At 65.1% G+C, this 16045-nt stretch carries 14 protein-coding genes; 11 read left to right on the plus strand and 3 right to left on the minus strand.

From position 1 onward, the window contains the following. Positions 1 to 41: 41 nt before the first annotated feature. Positions 42 to 521, minus strand: a complete 480-nt coding sequence (locus tag BM075_RS03325) for a component of SufBCD complex (protein ID WP_093359412.1) — start codon at positions 519 to 521, stop codon at positions 42 to 44. 211 nt (positions 522 to 732) lie between these two features. Here BM075_RS03325 and hemB point away from each other — a divergent pair, with 211 nt between their 5' ends. From hemB to BM075_RS03340, 3 genes are all read left to right on the plus strand, one after another. After that, complete coding sequence (hemB, locus tag BM075_RS03330; protein WP_093359221.1) at positions 733 to 1746, plus strand: porphobilinogen synthase; 1014 nt, start codon at positions 733 to 735, stop codon at positions 1744 to 1746. Between the two features lie 198 nt (positions 1747 to 1944). Then, positions 1945 to 2514: a lipid-binding SYLF domain-containing protein gene (locus BM075_RS03335; RefSeq protein ID WP_093359222.1), complete on the plus strand. Its 570-nt coding sequence runs from the start codon at positions 1945 to 1947 to the stop codon at positions 2512 to 2514. A 132-nt stretch (positions 2515 to 2646) separates the two neighbouring features. After that, complete coding sequence (locus tag BM075_RS03340; RefSeq protein ID WP_093359223.1) at positions 2647 to 4872, plus strand: coiled-coil domain-containing protein; 2226 nt, start codon at positions 2647 to 2649, stop codon at positions 4870 to 4872. Between the two features lie 166 nt (positions 4873 to 5038). Here the strand turns inward: BM075_RS03340 and BM075_RS03345 are convergent, their stop codons facing one another. Together BM075_RS03345 and BM075_RS03350 are read right to left on the minus strand one after the other, a co-directional pair. Continuing rightward, positions 5039 to 5626: a peptidylprolyl isomerase gene (locus BM075_RS03345; RefSeq protein ID WP_093359224.1), complete on the minus strand. Its 588-nt coding sequence runs from the start codon at positions 5624 to 5626 to the stop codon at positions 5039 to 5041. Further along, positions 5619 to 6116, minus strand: a complete 498-nt coding sequence (locus BM075_RS03350) for a peptidylprolyl isomerase (protein WP_093359225.1) — start codon at positions 6114 to 6116, stop codon at positions 5619 to 5621. The genes BM075_RS03345 and BM075_RS03350 overlap by 8 nt, the downstream gene beginning before the upstream one ends. Positions 6117 to 6259: 143 nt before the next feature. Between BM075_RS03350 and BM075_RS03355 the strand changes: the two genes are divergently transcribed. The 8 genes from BM075_RS03355 to pdhA all read left to right on the plus strand — a co-directional run bounded on the left by BM075_RS03355 (position 6260) and on the right by pdhA (position 16033). Beyond that, positions 6260 to 7435 carry a phosphoglycerate kinase gene (locus BM075_RS03355; protein ID WP_093359226.1) on the plus strand — a complete coding sequence of 392 codons (1176 nt, stop codon included), beginning with the start codon at positions 6260 to 6262 and terminating at the stop codon, positions 7433 to 7435. A 301-nt stretch (positions 7436 to 7736) separates the two neighbouring features. Continuing rightward, a complete protein-coding gene (locus BM075_RS03360; protein ID WP_093359227.1) occupies positions 7737 to 8666 on the plus strand; it encodes a class I fructose-bisphosphate aldolase in 930 nt (309 codons plus the stop codon). Between the two features lie 321 nt (positions 8667 to 8987). Continuing rightward, on the plus strand, positions 8988 to 9455 hold the full coding sequence (locus BM075_RS03365) for a hypothetical protein (RefSeq protein WP_093359228.1): 468 nt from the start codon (positions 8988 to 8990) through the stop codon (positions 9453 to 9455). A gap of 154 nt (positions 9456 to 9609) precedes the next feature. Next, complete coding sequence (locus BM075_RS03370) at positions 9610 to 10038, plus strand: CBS domain-containing protein (protein ID WP_093359229.1); 429 nt, start codon at positions 9610 to 9612, stop codon at positions 10036 to 10038. A 219-nt stretch (positions 10039 to 10257) separates the two neighbouring features. Continuing rightward, a complete protein-coding gene (locus BM075_RS03375; RefSeq protein ID WP_143089807.1) occupies positions 10258 to 12093 on the plus strand; it encodes an AMP-dependent synthetase/ligase in 1836 nt (611 codons plus the stop codon). A 151-nt stretch (positions 12094 to 12244) separates the two neighbouring features. Then, the gene (locus tag BM075_RS03380) at positions 12245 to 12547 is read left to right on the plus strand and encodes an FtsB family cell division protein (RefSeq protein WP_093359231.1); all 303 of its coding nucleotides are present in this window, start codon (positions 12245 to 12247) and stop codon (positions 12545 to 12547) included. 260 nt (positions 12548 to 12807) lie between these two features. Further along, positions 12808 to 14844 carry a peptidoglycan-binding protein gene (locus BM075_RS03385; RefSeq protein ID WP_177208231.1) on the plus strand — a complete coding sequence of 679 codons (2037 nt, stop codon included), beginning with the start codon at positions 12808 to 12810 and terminating at the stop codon, positions 14842 to 14844. 175 nt (positions 14845 to 15019) lie between these two features. Then, a complete protein-coding gene (gene pdhA / locus BM075_RS03390) occupies positions 15020 to 16033 on the plus strand; it encodes a pyruvate dehydrogenase (acetyl-transferring) E1 component subunit alpha (protein WP_093359233.1) in 1014 nt (337 codons plus the stop codon). Positions 16034 to 16045: the final 12 nt, after the last annotated feature.

Consider the following 16045-nt stretch of genomic DNA (forward strand, 5'->3'; position numbering starts at 1 on the left):
GGAGGCAATAGGCTTTCCGCGCCGCCCCCGATTTTCCTGCCCTACAGAACGCCAAGGGCCAGGTTTTGCCACATGCCCCAAAAGGCGGTGATGGCGATGGAAACCATGCCGATCGCCTGGGTCATGAACCGGTGCCGCGCCAGCATGCGATAAAGCCCCTCGCCATCGGCAGACTTGATCCGCCGCGCCGTGCGGATCGACAAGGCAAAGACAAGCCCCATCGGCAGGCCCAGAAGGAACACCGCCTGCGCGAATTCGACCCCGTAGACAAACCCCAGCAGCGCCAGCGTCGTCAGCAGGAACGAGGCGAACGCCAGCATCCAGACGCCCGTCGTGTCGGCAATGAAGAGAAGGCGATTGACGTAGATGCGGACGAGGTCACGCAGATCCTCCTCCGCCTCCCCGCCGAAGCGCCGCGCGCGCGTGATCATGTCGTAGGGCACGCCCAGCACCCAGTGGCTCGCGGTGGACCACATGACCGCCAGGGCGATCCAGTACCACAGGTTCGAAAATGAGCGCATGTCGATCAGTTCGAACGCCGTCTGATACCAGTCTTCCAACCTGTCCGCTCCTGATTGCGCGTCCGGCCGCGCGACATCACGACGGGACTTCGCTCGGGGTACCCCTCTCGCGGCATCAGTGCAAGCGGGGCACACCATGTCACGCTTGAGGTGGTGGCAGAACCGTCGCACTGTGCACGCCGCTTGAATAACGATCACCCAGGACAAGACCATGCGCCCCACCCTCGCCCCCTATCCCTCCGGCCGTCTCCGTCGCCTGCGGCGCTCCCCTGCCTTGCGCGCGCTGGTGCGCGAAACGCAACTGAGCGTGGACGACCTGATCTGGCCGGTGTTCCTGTGCGCCGGCGAGGGCGTGACGGAGGAGGTCTCCTCGATGCCCGGCGTCCTCCGCCGCTCCGTCGATCTGACGGTGGAGGCCGCGGCCGAGGCGGCAGAGCTGGGCATTCCCGCGATCTGCCTCTTTCCCTACACCGATCCCGCGCTCAAGACCGAAGGCTGCGAGGAGGCCTGGAACCCCGACAACCTGAGCAACCGCGCCATCCGCGCGATCAAGGCCCAGGTGCCGGAGATCGCCGTGATGACCGACATCGCGCTCGATCCCTACAACATCAACGGCCACGACGGCATCGTGGTGGACGGCGAGATCGTGAACGACGAGACCGTCGAGGCGCTGGTGAAGATGGCCCTCGCCCAGGCCGACGCCGGCGCGGACATCCTCGGCCCCTCGGACATGATGGACGGCCGGATCGGCGCGATGCGCGCCGCGCTGGAGGCCGCCGGCCACCGCAACGTGACGATCATGTCCTACGCCGCGAAATACGCCTCCGCCTTCTACGGCCCGTTCCGCGATGCCGTCGGCGCCACGGGCGCACTGAAGGGCGACAAGAAAACCTACCAGATGGACCCCGCCAACAGCGACGAGGCCATGCGCCTCATCGAACGCGATCTCTCCGAGGGGGCGGACATGGTGATGGTCAAACCGGGGATGCCCTACCTCGACATCTGCCGCCGCGCGAAGCAGGAGTTCGGCGCCCCGACCTTCGCCTACCAGGTCTCCGGCGAATACGCGATGCTGGAGGCGGCTGCGGCCAACGGCTGGCTCGACGGCGAAAAGGTCATGTGGGAAAGCCTCATGGCCTTCAAACGCGCCGGCTGCGACGGCATCCTGACCTATTACGCGCCCCGGGTGGCACGGCTGTTGAAGGACGGACGCAACGCACCCTGACGGCCTCGGACAGGATCGCGGGAGGCCGGACCGCGCCCCCCGCACCGCCAGCGCCCCCACGGCCAAGCCAATCCGAACGGATCTGTTGACTTTAATTAACGGGTGGCGTGACACCGGCGATTCGCTGCCCTATACTACTGGGCAACCGGCGGGACACGCCGGACACAAGGGCAATGGGCGAAAAATCAGGGCAGTACCATGACCTCTCAGACATCTCTCTCCCGCCGCGGATTCCTCGCGGTGGCCGCCGCGGGCACCGCGGCTCTCGCAGGGTGCGCCAACGGCGTCGGCTCGGACGGCGCGGCGCGCATCGACCAGCGCGTCGACGCCACGCGCAACTTCCTCTTCTCCACCTACCCGGGCACCGCCGACCTCGAGCAAAAGTCGTCCGGCGTCCTCTACATGCCGTTGATTACTAAGGCAGGGTTTGGCGTCGGCGGCAGTTATGGCACCGGCGCGCTCCGCATCAACAACATGTCGGTCGACTATTACGAGGCCATCCAGGCCAACGTCGGCTTCCAGATCGGCGCGCAGCAATACGCCCACGCGCTATTCTTCATGACGCCGGAAACGCTGCAGGAATTCCGCACCTCCCACGGCTGGACGGCCGGGGCGGACGCCGAATACGCCTGGGTCGACCAGGGCGGCAACCTCTCCGCAGGCACGCTGACCACCTCCAAACCGGTCATCGCGCTCGTCTTCGCACAAGCGGGCCTCATCGCGGGCGCCACCCTCGAAGGCACCAAATACCGCCGCATCATCCCCTGATCGCAGGCGGACACGACACACAAAGCGACCGGACCCGCCAGGCGTCCGGTCGTTTTTTTTTCGTGGACCGGAACGCGCCCCGCGACAGGGCAACCAATTGAAGCACTCTGGCCCCCTGCCTACGCTTCGGCCATGTTCGACACCACCGACAGGATCGCCCAGGGCGCCACGCTGCTCGTCAACATTGCCGCGGCCGCGGCGGACCCGAGCGGTCTGGTGGCGGCCCAATCGGCAACGGGCGGGTATTTCGCTCTCCGGGGCATGTTCCGCCATAAGATCAAGGGCGCGGAAGACCGAATCCGCCAGGTGTCAAACGCCCTCAACGCGCGCTTGACCGCCCCCACCTTTCACACGCCCGCCGGAGCAGACGCCCACCTGCCCGAGATGCTGCTCGACGCCCTGCCAACGCCGGAGGACATCGCCGCCGCAGGCCTCGACCCCGACGCCCTCGTCGCCAGCATGTGCGCGCGGTTCAAACGGGAGGGCGTGCGCAGCGACTTTCAACCCTATGAACTGATCGAATGCTTCGGTAACTGGGTCCGCCCGGAGATCGAAGGCCTGCTGAACGACAGTGATTTCGTCACGTCCACCGCCCCCAGCCTCTTCCGCACGCTTTTCGCTGAGCAACAGAGCCAGAGAAAGATCCTGGACGAAGTGGAGAGGCAGTACGGCTCGCTCGCGAAGGCTCTGGGGGCTCTGGAGAATGCACGGCGGGACCAGCTTGAAGCGATTGCCGTGCGGTTCGAGATCGAGCGCGCGTTTGAGTTGTCCGAACACGACCTGCGCCAAGTATTGATGCAGAAGGCGGAGGAATATCGCACCTACCGGGCACAGATCGACGCGCTGGACGAACGGGTGGCGGCGATTTCCAATCTTAAGGGCGCAGCGCAGGGCGCGGCGGAGCGGTTGGATTTCGACGAGGTCGAGACGCTGCTTGCGCGGGTGGACGCGGTGGAGACGGAGATCGCCGCCGAGACCAAGGAGGCCCGCGCCCGAAACGCGCTCCTGCGCGGTCAGGTGGAGGACGCTTACCGCCTGCTGTGCGCGGCCGCGGACAGCTTTGGCTCGTTGGATCCGCTGGAACCTGCGCGGCGGCGGATCTTTCGATATAACTTGATACTTTGGGATCACGGACGGCGCTATGGAGGCGCAGGGCTGGCGCGGGCGGCGGAGATGCTGCGTCCAGTGCTAACTGGCTCCCTCCGCCGCGCGGATACTTGGCTGTGGGTAAGCGGTCAGGGCAACCTCGCAAATGCCATGCAGGATCTAGGCAGTCGCACCGCTGGCGCTACGGGCGCGCGCTCGGTCGCTGAAGCTGTCATGGCGTACCGCGCGATTCTTCGCGTCTACCCGGAGAGCAGCCAGCCCTTGGTCTGGGCACGGACACAGAACAACCTCGCCATCGCGCTCCTCGAACTGAGCCACCGCACTCGCGGGGTGGAGAGTGTCGAATTGCTTGCTGAATCGGTCGATGCCCACCGCGCCGCCCTCCGTGTCTACGCGGAGCAGGACCACCCATTGGAACGGGCCATAACCCAAAGCAAGCTCGCCAATGCCCTCGCCGAACAGTACAACCGCACCGGCGACCCGGATAACGAGGGACTTCTCGTCCTAGCCGCGCAGGCGAGCTGCGCCGCCCTTCGAGTCCTGACCGAACATGATAACCCTGCGGAATGGGCCGCAGCCCAAAATAGCCTTGGCAACGCTTTGGCGGGGCATGGCACGAGCACTGGTGGCCAAAAGGGCGCGAGCCTGCTCGCCGAAGCTGTTGAGGCCTATCGTGCCACTCTCCGCGTCTACACCGAAGCGAGTAACCCGGTGGCCTGGGCCGGGACGCAAAACAACCTCGGCAATGCCCTCTCGCAACTTGGCCACCTCACAGTTGGCGCGGCTGGCTTGGACCCTCTTGATGAGGCCGTCCAGGCCTGCCGCGCCGCGCTCCGCGTGCGAACCGAACATGACCTCCCGAGGCACTGGGCCGAGACGCAGGGAAACCTGGCGAATGCCCTCAAAGAACAGGGTCGCCGCATGTATGGAGAGCCGGGTGTTGACCGCATCGCGGAAGCGGTCGACGCTTATCGCGCCACCCTTCGGTTTTATACTGAAGAGGACTTCCCGGTGAACTGGGCCAAAACCCATGACAATATGGCGCTGGCGGAAGCTGCGATTGCAGAGCACAACGCTACGACATCACGGAAGGCGCACGTAAAGGCGGCGCTCGACCACGTTGAAACGGCGCTTAGGGTCTTTGATCCGACGACCACGCCCCACTACTACAACGACGCGGACACCTTGCGAGAGCAGCTATCGGCTTGGCTGGCTCGACTTGAAGGTCAAGACGGGATGGAACTTCCCTAACGAACGGTAAACTAGACTCTGTAACCCATTGAAATCTTTCATCCGCCCAGATGTCCCACCCATGAGACACGGACCTCCGACTCAACCGGCCCGGACGGATCGCCCGGGCCGATAATATCGCGCGGAGCGGCCCGGCCGGTCGGCCCGCCGCTCCTCGGGGGCCAGGTCAGCGCTCGACCGTCACTTTCGTCATCCGGTCTGGCCCGTCGACCGCCCCGTTGGCCGCCGCGTTGCCCTTCTTGATGGCGTCCACCACGTCCATCCCCTCGATCACCTGCCCGACCACCGTGTACTGGCCGTCCAGGTACGGGGCCGCATCGAACATGATGAAGAACTGGCTGTTGGCCGAGTCCGGGCTCTGCGAGCGGGCCATACCCACCGCGCCGCGCTCGAAGCGGACGTTGCTGAACTCGGCCGGCAGGTCCGGCATCTCCGACCCGCCCATGCCGGCCCGCGAGGTGTCCCCCCCAGCCTTGCCGAACTGAACGTCGCCCGTCTGCGCCATGAACCCGCCGATCACCCGGTGGAAGACCACGTCGTCATAGGCCCCGGATTCGGCCAGGGAGACGATCCGTTCCACGTGCTGGGGGGCGACATCGGCCAGCAGATCGATGACGATCCGGCCGTCGGTCTCTCCACCCACCTCAATCACGAGGTTTGGACCGGGCCCGTCCTCGGCCGCGAGGGCGGGAGCGAGGGAGCCGGCGAGCACCGCGGCGGCCAGCAGCCCGGCGAGGGTACGGCGATCAGGCATCGGCGGCCACCTTGACGGAGATCATCTTGTCAGGATTCGCTGGCGGCTCGCCGCGGGTGATGGCATCCACGTGCTCCATCCCCTCGATCACCCGGCCGTAGACCGTGTACTGCCCGTTCAGGAAGTCATTGTCCTTGAAATTGATGAAGAACTGGCTGTTGGCGGAATTCGGGTTCTGCGAGCGTGCTGCGCCGAGGGTGCCGCGGGCATGCGGCAGGCGGGAGAACTCGGCCGGCAGGTCGGGGTATTCGGAGCCGCCCGTGCCGGCGCGCCGCAGGTCGGAGCCTTTGCCGTGGGCCACGTCGCCCGTCTGGGCCATGAACCCCTCGATCACCCGATGAAAGACCACGCCGTCGTACGCGCCGTCCCGGGCGAGTTGCTTCATCCGCTCGCTGTGCTCGGGCGCCACGTCCGGCAGAAGCTCGATGACGACATTGCCGCCTTTCAGCTCGATGATGATGGTGTTCTCGGGATCCTTGATCTCGGCCATTGAGGCCCTCCTCGCGTTGCAATGCGGGAAACGCTCCCGCGGTCGGCGCGACCCTAAACCGCGTTGGCGGAAACCACAAACCCTGTGGAGCGCGCACGGCGCATCCGGTAGAGGTGCCCCATGCCTTTCGAAAGGAGCTTCTCATGAGCTGGAAAACCCTCGACGACATGGATCTCGCCGGCAAGATCGTGCTGGTTCGTGTCGACATTAACGTGCCCGTCAAGGACGGGAAGGTGACGGACGCCACACGGATCGAACGCATTGTGCCGACGATCAAAGACATTCTGGCCAAGGGTGGCAAGCCGGTGATGCTGGCGCACTTTGGTCGGCCCAAGGGGCAGGTGGTGCCGGAGATGAGCCTGCGCCTGGTTGTACCGGCCCTCGAAGAACAACTGGGCGAGGCGGTCACCTTCGTCGAGAAACCCTCCCGGGAGGACCTCGAGGCGCTGCCCGCCGGATCGGTCGTGCTGGTGGAGAACACGCGCTTCACCAAGGCGGAAACTGACAACGACCCCGAGATGGCGAAATTCCTCGCCTCGCTGGGCGATGTCTACTGCAACGACGCCTTCTCGGCCGCGCACCGCGCCCATGCTTCGACCGAAGGCGTGGCGAAATTGCTGCCGAACTGCGCCGGCCGCCTGATGGCACAGGAGCTTACGGCGTTGGAAAGCGCGCTCGGCAAGCCCGAGCGGCCGGTCGTAGCCGTGGTGGGCGGGGCGAAGGTCTCCACCAAACTCGACCTACTGAGCAACCTGATCGAAAAGGTTGACCACCTTGTGATCGGCGGCGGCATGGCCAACACGTTCCTGGTGGCGAAGGGCGTGGAAATCGGTAAGTCGCTGGCAGAGCGCGACATGGCGGACACCGCGAAGGCGATCATGGAGAAGGCGGAGAGCACCGGCTGCAACATCCACCTGCCGAGCGACATCGTGGTGGCCAAGGAGTTCGCCGCCGGGGCCGACAGCGAGGTGCTGCCGGTGGATCAATGCCCAGAGGACGGCATGATCCTGGATGCGGGTCCGGAGACGGTCGAGGGACTGAAGGAGGTCTTCGCCCAGTGCAAGACACTGATCTGGAACGGCCCACTGGGCGCCTTCGAGATCGAACCCTTTAACCGGGGCACCTTTGATGCCGCGCGCGCAGCGGCGAAACTGACGGCCGACGGCAAGCTGAAGACCGTCGCCGGCGGTGGCGACACGGTGGCTGCGCTCAACCAATCCGGAGCAGCCAAGGATTTCAGCTACATCTCCACGGCCGGCGGCGCGTTCCTGGAGTGGATGGAAGGCAAGGAACTGCCCGGGGTGGCCGCGCTCGGCTGATCACTGGCGCGACTATTCGGCGGAAAATTCGTGGGCCGGGCGGCGAAAGCCGTCCGGCCCTGCTGTGTCTGCGGACGCGGGAATTTCAATGTCGCGCAGCCGGACGCACAGGTTAATGGTTCTTGCGAGACGCGAGCGGCGGTTTGCTTAATCTGTCTCAAACGGCTACTCCGGCGCCGGGAAATCCGGTTTGGGAGCGCCCACACTGCGACTTAGCGCCCAATTCCGGTCAATCCGGCTTGCGCGGCAGGCCGCAGGCTCTTAGGCCGCTCGTGCAAACCACAGCATAGGGATCGAATCCATGAAAGCCACCAGAGCTGTTAGCCGCATTCTCGCCAATTACGAGGGCGAGACGCCAGGTGTGAAGGCCAACCTCTGCCGCATGCTGATGGCGGGCAAGCTGGGCGGCACCGGCAAGATGATCATCCTGCCCGTCGACCAGGGCTTCGAGCACGGCGCGGTCCGCTCTTTCGGCCCGAACCCGGCCGGCTATGACCCGCATTACCATTACCAACTCGCGATCGACGCTGGCCTGAACGCCTATGCCGCGCCGCTCGGTTCTCTCGAAGCCGGCGCCGACACCTTTGCCGGCCAGATCCCGACCATCCTCAAGGTCAACTCGGCGAACTCGCTGATGTCCGACACCGCCGCAAAGAACCAGGCGATCACCGCTTCGGTGGACGACGCTCTGCGCATCGGCGCCTCGGCGATCGGCTTCACCATCTACCCCGGCTCCGACGTGATGTTCGACATGTTCGAAGAAATCGTCGAAATGCGCCGGGAAGCCGCGTCCAAAGGCATCGCCACGGTGATCTGGTCCTATCCGCGCGGTGAAGGCGTGACCAAGGACGGCGAAACCGCGATCGACGTCGGCTCCTATGCCGCCCATATCGCGGCTCTGCTCGGCGCGCACATCATCAAGATCAAGCTCACCACCGATCACATCATGCAGGATGAGGCGCGCAAGGTCTACGAGTCCGAAGGCATCGACGTCTCCACCCTGTCCGCTCGCGTCAAGCATTGCGTCGACGCCTGCTTCAACGGCAAGCGCATCGTGGTCTTCTCGGGCGGTGCGATGAAAGGCTCCGACAGCGTTTACGACGACGCCCGCGCGATCCGCGACGGCGGCGGCAACGGGTCCATCATCGGCCGGAACTCGTTCCAACGGCCGCGTGATGAAGCGCTGCAACTGTTCTCGAACCTGGTCGACATCTACAAAGGCAAAGCCTGACGTCCGACCCGCGCTCTTTGCGCCAGAGATACGTTCGGCCCGGTGCGTCTCGACGCGCCGGGCCTTTTCTTTCGGCGGCACGTGTCCCTTTTTCCGGGTGCAGCCATTCTATGGGTCCCGCCCGTTGTCAGCATGCGCATCGTTGCCAGATGCCGTCGTGACCGGCATTCTGCGTTCCAGGCATACGGAGTCTTCACTGGCGGGAGGGGCGCGGGGCGAATGACGAACACCGGGATTGGAGGACGTACGGCGCCTGCGTAGGCGCGACCCGCGCGACGGCTTGCGCATGTCGGGGCGCGGGTCCTGACGGCGGGGTGCCTGGTGGCCGGTGCCTCCGCGGCGCTCGCGACAAGCAACGACATGGCGCGCGACCTGTGCCAGACCGACATGGTCGAAAACCAAGGCGCAGAGACCGTGAAGATCGAGCAGCTTCGGCGGCACGACAACGTTCCATTCGTTTACGGTGCCGCGGATTTCGCGGATGCGCAGGGCGTGCATTTCCGGTGCAGGGTCTACGACGACCGCGTGACCGAGGTCCGGTTCCTCGTGAGCGACCCGTCGCTGTTGGACGGCGCGATCTGGTCGGAGGACCGCCCGAGCGGGCCGACCACTGAGCCCACCGAGTTGACCGACGCGGCGATGGCGCCGCCCGCGGTCGAGGCGGCAGAGCCGCGCTTCGAGAAGCCCCCCATGGAAGGGGAACGCCGGCTGCCGCCTGAGGGCGCGAATGCGGCCGATGACTCGTCCGGTGGAGCGCGTTTCGAAAAGGCACCTGCCCCAGCGGAGTGACCGGTCATTAATGCCGTGCGCGTGCCCGGTACCCGCCCAGTTGACCTGCGTCATTGACCGAACGGCGCATGCGTCGTCTCCTGAGAGTATCGAGCGAGACGATCTGTGGGCAGGAGGGCAAGCCACGTCGCAATGACCAGGGGAGGAGGGTCGGATGGCAAACGTGAGCCAGATTCTCGATCGCAAGGGGCGCGATGTTCTGACCATACGCCCCGAACAGATGGTGCTGGATGCCCTGAAATCCATGGCGGAGGCCGACGTGGGATCGGTCATGGTCATGTCCGGTGACGCCGTCGAAGGCATCTTCACCGAGAGGCAATATGCCCGGAAGGTCTTCCTGATGGGCAAGGCCTCCCCCACCACGCCGGTTCGGGATGTCATGGAGCGGGACGTGATCTTCGTCGCGCCCGATCAGAGCGTTGAGGCCTGCATGGCCCTGATGACGGAGAAGCGCATCAGGCATCTGCCAGTTCTCAGCAATGGCCGTCTGGTGGGGATGATCTCCATTGGCGATCTGATGAAGAGCGTCATCGACGAGCACAAGTTCAACATCGAGCAGCTTGTGCAATACGTCCAAGGCTAGGATTGCGGTCGGCGAAACCCGCCGGACCGGACCGTGCTGGACGTGCGCCAAATCGGTTGTGGTGAAAAATTCAGGCAGCGGGGCCGTTGAGGGCTTTCCCGCCCTGCCCCGCTCCCCTAAGAGGCTCCGCGATACGACGAGCCGGCTGCAGGCCGGGTGCTGTTGTCCCGTGCGCGAAATCGTTTACGCTGGGGAAATCGCGGCTGGAGCGGGCCGCTGTTGGACGGGCTGAAGACCGGAGGGGGGCACGGCCAGATGGGGATAGACCTGATCCCGGCGGAGCAGGCGGGCACGCTTTATGGCTTGTTGCAGGAACGTGCGCGCCGCCAGCCGGACGCAGTGGCCTATCGCGAGGTGGATCGCTCCAGCGGCGACTGGATCGGACTGTCCTGGCAGGAGGTGCTGGCGCGGGTCGACCGGATCGCCGGCGCCTTTCAGGTCGCCGGACTGACCCACGGCGACCGCGTTGCAATCTTTCTGCACAACTGCATCGACTGGGTCTGCTACGACATGGCCGCACATAAGCTCGGCCTGCCGGTGGTGCCGCTCTATACAAACGACGCGGTCGCGAACACGGCTTACGTGCTTGCCGACGCACGGCCACGGATTGTGTTGGTGGATACCGCCGCGCGCTGGAAGGGGATTTCGGCGGCGCTGGAAGACGCGAGCTTTATCGAGGCGGCCTGGGTTCACGACTCAGCCGCCGCCGGCGACGAAGCCGCCCTGCCCGCGTCCGCCCGTCCCTTTGGGGCCGTTCTGGGGGAGGCCGAGGGTGTGGCAGCCGTGCCGGCCAGTGCGCCCGAAGATCCGGCGGCGCTGATCTACACCTCCGGCACAACGGGTCAGCCCAAGGGGGCGATCCTGACGCACCGGGCGCTGCTGGCGAATGCCGAGGGCGTGGGAAAGGTCTTCCCGCCGCGCACCGAGGATGTCTTCCTGTCGGTCTTGCCGCTGGCACATGCTTTCGAGCGGACTATGGGCTACCTCCTGCCGCTGATGGGCGGCTCCTGCGTAGCCTACGCGCAGTCGCTCAGGCGGCTCAGGGAAGACATGGCGACGATCCGCCCGACCGCGCTGATGGGCGTGCCGCGACTGTACGAGTCCGTTTATACCTCAGCCCGGCGGGCCGCCGCCGAAAGCCCGATGCGGTTGCGGCTGTTCGATATGACCGCCCGCATCGGGTGGAAGCGGTTCGCGGGGCGGAACGGGATCGGGGACGGGCCGACGCTGGGAGAACGGGCAGCCTGGCCGCTGCTCGACCGATTGGTGGCGCAGAAGGTGAAGAGCGCATTCGGCGGCAACCTGCGGGTGGCCGTCTCGGGTGGCGCCAACTTCCCGCCGGAGATTTCGCGGGCCCTGATCGGGCTCGGCGTGCCGATGGTGGAGGGGTACGGGCTGACGGAGGCCGGGCCGGTGGTGACAGCCTCGCTTGTGAAGGACTACGTTCCGGGGACGGTGGGCTTCGCCCTGCCCGGGATCGAGGTCAAGCGGACAGCGCAGGGGGAGTTGCGCCTGCGCTCGCCGGGGATGATGACGGGCTACTGGCAGAACCCGGAAGCCACCGCGGGAATGATCGACGCCGAGGGCTGGATGCAGACGGGCGACATGGTGGACATTGCGGAAGGGCGGATCGCCATTACGGGTCGGTTGAAGCATATCCTGGTGCTCTCGAACGGCGAGAACGTGAACCCCCGCCCGCTGGAGACCGCGCTGGCGGCCGATCCGCTTTTCGAGCAGACCTGCGTGGCCGGCGACGGGCGGCCTTATCTGGTGCTGCTGACCGTTCTGAACCGGGAGGTCTGGCGCGATTTGGCCGGGGCGGCTGGGGTGCCGCCGGAAGACCCCAATGACCCCAAGGCGCAAAAGCTCATCATGCCGCGCATCAAGGCCGCGCTCAAAGGCTTTCCCGCCCACCAACAGATCCGGGCCTGCCATGCAACGCTGGAGGAATGGACCGTGGAACGCCGCCTTGTGACGCCCACGTTGAAGCTCCGCCGGGAGCGGATCGTCGCCGCGTTCGGCGGGGAGATTGCGTCGCTGTACGCCAACGGCTGAGCGCCGCGTTGATGCAGTTGTTGCAGCCGCGGCTCACATGAGCGCTTCATTGCCGCAACCGGTGGCTGACCCTTTGTCGGGGATTCCCTTTGCGTGCGGGCTATGACAGGATCGCTCACACCGCCCGAAGAGGCGGGCCCGAGGCAGAGACATGAGCACACCCCACTCCCGTCCCGCGGTGAAATCCGCGGCTTTTCTGACTCTCAGCTTCTCGCTGGGAATGTACTTCACCTTCGCCGCCGTGCAGGGCGATTTCGGCCTGTTCCGCAGGATCGAGATCGAAGCGCAGACGCGGGCGATGGAGACGGAGAAGGCTGCGCTGCAGAAGCAGGTGGCGGAAATGCGGAACAAAACCCACCGCATGTCCGAAACCTACCTTGACCTCGACCTTCTGGACCAGCAGGCGCGCGACGTGCTCGGCCTGATCCGCGCAGACGAGGTCGTCGTTCGTTAGCCGTCCGTGCCGCTCCTGCCCTGAAATCGTGGTGCCGGCGGAGGATTGCCGAGGATTGATCGGCGCCCATCCGCAGTGGGGCACCCTGCCATAAAATTCGGCTTGAAGTCTGTATCCGGGCAGCGTTTTCTTGCTCGACGGGCGTTATGGGACCCGCCTTTTGCGTTTGGCGATGGGGGCGTCCTGCGAATGTGCCCACCAAGAGCGCCTGACTGCGTGGCGACATGTGCTATGTTTGGATGCAGGTGGAGGCCGGAGGAATGCGGCGCAACGAAAGGTGGGTTTTGCAGCGAAGTGCACTTATCCTCGCCATCCTGATCGGTAGCGGAAGCGGCCATTGGGCCCAGGCCAACGCGGAAACGGCGGAAGACGTGTTCGCACGGGCGCGTGAACTCTCCTCCACGGTTTCGGCCCCGTACGATTGGAGGGAAGCGCAGGTTTTGAAGGAGATTCAACGGCTTCTGGACCGTATCGTGTACAGGTACCCGAAATCGGATCTGGCAAGCCGCATTCTTTCTCGAGAGACCATCGACGGATTCGACGTCGCCGCGGTAGACCATGCGATAGCGCGTCTGCCCTATCAATCGCTGTCGGAGCAGGTCGGGGCGACCGCCGAGACGAAAGAGCCGGTGGGTCCCGAAGCCAACCGCGTCTCATCTGAGGATGCCCTGCCGGAGGCGCTGCCCGAGGCACCGGTGACGGACGATATGGCACCGCCGCAGGACGCGCCATCGGTGGATGTGGATCAAGTTCCGATACCGGATGAGCCGACCGACGTGACTGCGCCTGCGGCCGCCACACCGCTCGACGACGGATCAGATCCCGCGATGGCGGCAAGCGCCGAGGAGCAGGCACCCGAAGACCTGCCAGCCCCCGTTCGGGTCGCGGCGGATACTCCCCTCACCCCGCGCGAAACGCTGGAGGCCAAACGACCGGACAGCGTCGAGCCGGAGTCGTCCGCGACCAGCCTACGGGCGCTGGACCTTGAAAACGTGCCGCGCGTGCCGCCCGTGGAGGTATCCGTTCGCTCGGCTCCGTCCTCTAGCGGCCTAGCCGAGATCCCGTCGGTTCCGGCGCAATCAATGGGGAAAGCTGCCGCTCCCGCAATCGTCGCTGCAGTCGTGGACGGGCCGGAGCGCCCGACAGAGGGAGCGGCAGAGGATGCTTTGGAAGGCGCCGGAACGGGTAAAACGGCGGTCACCACGCAACCCATGGCTCGCGAAGACCTAACCGACGAGCCACGTGCAAATTTGGTCCCGCCACCTCCGCCTGACAGTGCACCCCCCGATGAGGTCATCGGGCCCGAGGTCACGTCGGCGCCGCCCCGCAACCCCATGGCGGCCGCTTCGGAACCGGCGACAGGGCGGGAAAGGTCGCGTGACCGTCCCCTGCCCCGCCGAGTTGCGAAGTCGGCCCCCCTCGAGACGGCAACGGTTCCGGTCGACGAGGGCACAGAGGGACCGGAGCCAAAACCAGAGACCGCGGCAACGCCCGAGGCGGACACAGCGGTAAAGGAGGCGGTGCCGTCGGAAGGCTCCGCCGACGTCAGCGAAACGCCCACCACTTCGGGCTTGCGCCAGGTGGGCCGCTGTTTTGTTGCCGAGGAGGAAGGGGCGGCCGGCGTCGAGATCCTGATCGACGTTCAGATCGGCCCGGACGGTCGGATCACGGCCCTTCCGGATCTGATTGCGCCGTCCCAACCAAACGCGGACGAACGGACGCTCTATGCCAAGGCGCTTTCAGCGCTGGACGCCTGCGCGCCTTACGTTACCGAAACGGCGGGCGTCCATCGCATGGCGGCGTCACCGGAAGGTCTCCGTCTGGTTAACGATCGACCTCAACCCGCGGTGGCAGAGTCGTTGCCGGCTTCTGAGACGCTGAACTGGCTTCCAGCCTCACGCGAGACGGAGGACGCATTGTTGCTCTCGCGAACCGACGTCATGGACGTGCAGGCGCGGTTGAGCGCGCTCGGCTTCGACCCGATGGGCGTCGACGGGAGCCTTGGGGAAAACAGCCGTGCCGCGCTGGCCGCGTGGCAGTCGTCGGCGGCGATTCCGGCAACCGGTTTCCTCAACAAGCCCCAATTGGCGGCCTTGCGAGAGCAGTCTGCTTCAGCCTTTCAGGCGTGGATGCAGAATGACGCGAACCGCGCCCTTGTCGAGGGCACAACGCAACCTGAGCCGGCCAAGCGGAAGGCATCCACACGGCGGCGCGCATCGCTGCCGCCGGGGTACTTTTGGTACAAGGGCCGTATGTGCAAGAAAGTGCTGGGAAATTTGATCTATTCCTGCAAGTGAGGCGGTTTCGATGCAAGCGCATCGACATCGCCTCCCGTTCCGCGCATGGCGGGTTTTCGGGACTTTTGGCCCCATTCTCCGCCTTCGGCTAACTTTTTGGTATGAAACCTTTGCCGGGGTCTGTTAGTTGATAATTCAACGTTAAACTATTCTCGGGCAAGGGGAGGCCCTGCTGATGGCAGCGCGACGGACCACCACCAAGAAACCCAACGTATCCAAAGAGGAATTGCTCGGGTATTACCGCGACATGCTCCTCATAAGGCGGTTTGAGGAGAAGGCCGGCCAGCTCTATGGCATGGGCCTGATCGGCGGTTTCTGTCACCTCTACATCGGTCAGGAAGCGGTCGTCGTGGGGCTGGAAGCCGCGGCGGAGGAAGGGGACAAGCGCGTCACCTCCTACCGCGACCACGGACATATGCTTGCCTGCGGAATGGATCCGAAGGGCGTCATGGCCGAGTTGACCGGCCGTGAGGGCGGTTATTCCAAGGGCAAGGGCGGCTCGATGCACATGTTCTCGAAAGAGAAACATTTCTACGGCGGCCACGGGATTGTCGGTGCACAGGTTCCGATCGGCGCCGGTCTTGCCTTCTCTGACAAATACCGCGGCGACGACCGCGTGACGTTCACCTACTTCGGTGACGGCGCTGCGAACCAGGGCCAGGTCTACGAGACCTACAACATGGCGGAGCTGTGGGACCTACCGGTCATCTTCGTAATCGAGAACAACCAATACGCCATGGGGACCTCGGTCGCCCGCTCTACCAAGTCGCCGAGCCTTTGGGAGCGTGGCGCGGCCTACGGCATTCCGGGCGAGGAAGTGGACGGCATGGATGTGCTGGCGGTTAAGGAAGCCGGCGAACGCGCGGTTGCCCAGTGCCGCGAAGGCAAGGGCCCCTACATCCTCGAGGTGAAGACCTACCGCTACCGTGGGCACTCGATGTCGGACCCGGCGAAGTACCGGACCCGCGAGGAGGTTCAGAAGATGCGCGAAGAGCGCGACTGCATTGAATCGGTGCGCCAGTTGCTGCTGACGGGGAACCACGCGACGGAGGACGAACTGAAGGCCATCGACAAGGAAATCAAGGACGTGGTCAACGAAGCCGCCGAGTTTTCAAAAGAGAGCCCGGAACCTGCTCTCGAAGAGCTTTGGACCGACATCTACGCCGACGTGGCGCCGCAGAACGCCTGAGGGGGAAAGAAC

This window comes from Tropicimonas isoalkanivorans, assembly GCF_900112335.1.
Lineage (GTDB): Bacteria > Pseudomonadota > Alphaproteobacteria > Rhodobacterales > Rhodobacteraceae > Tropicimonas > Tropicimonas isoalkanivorans.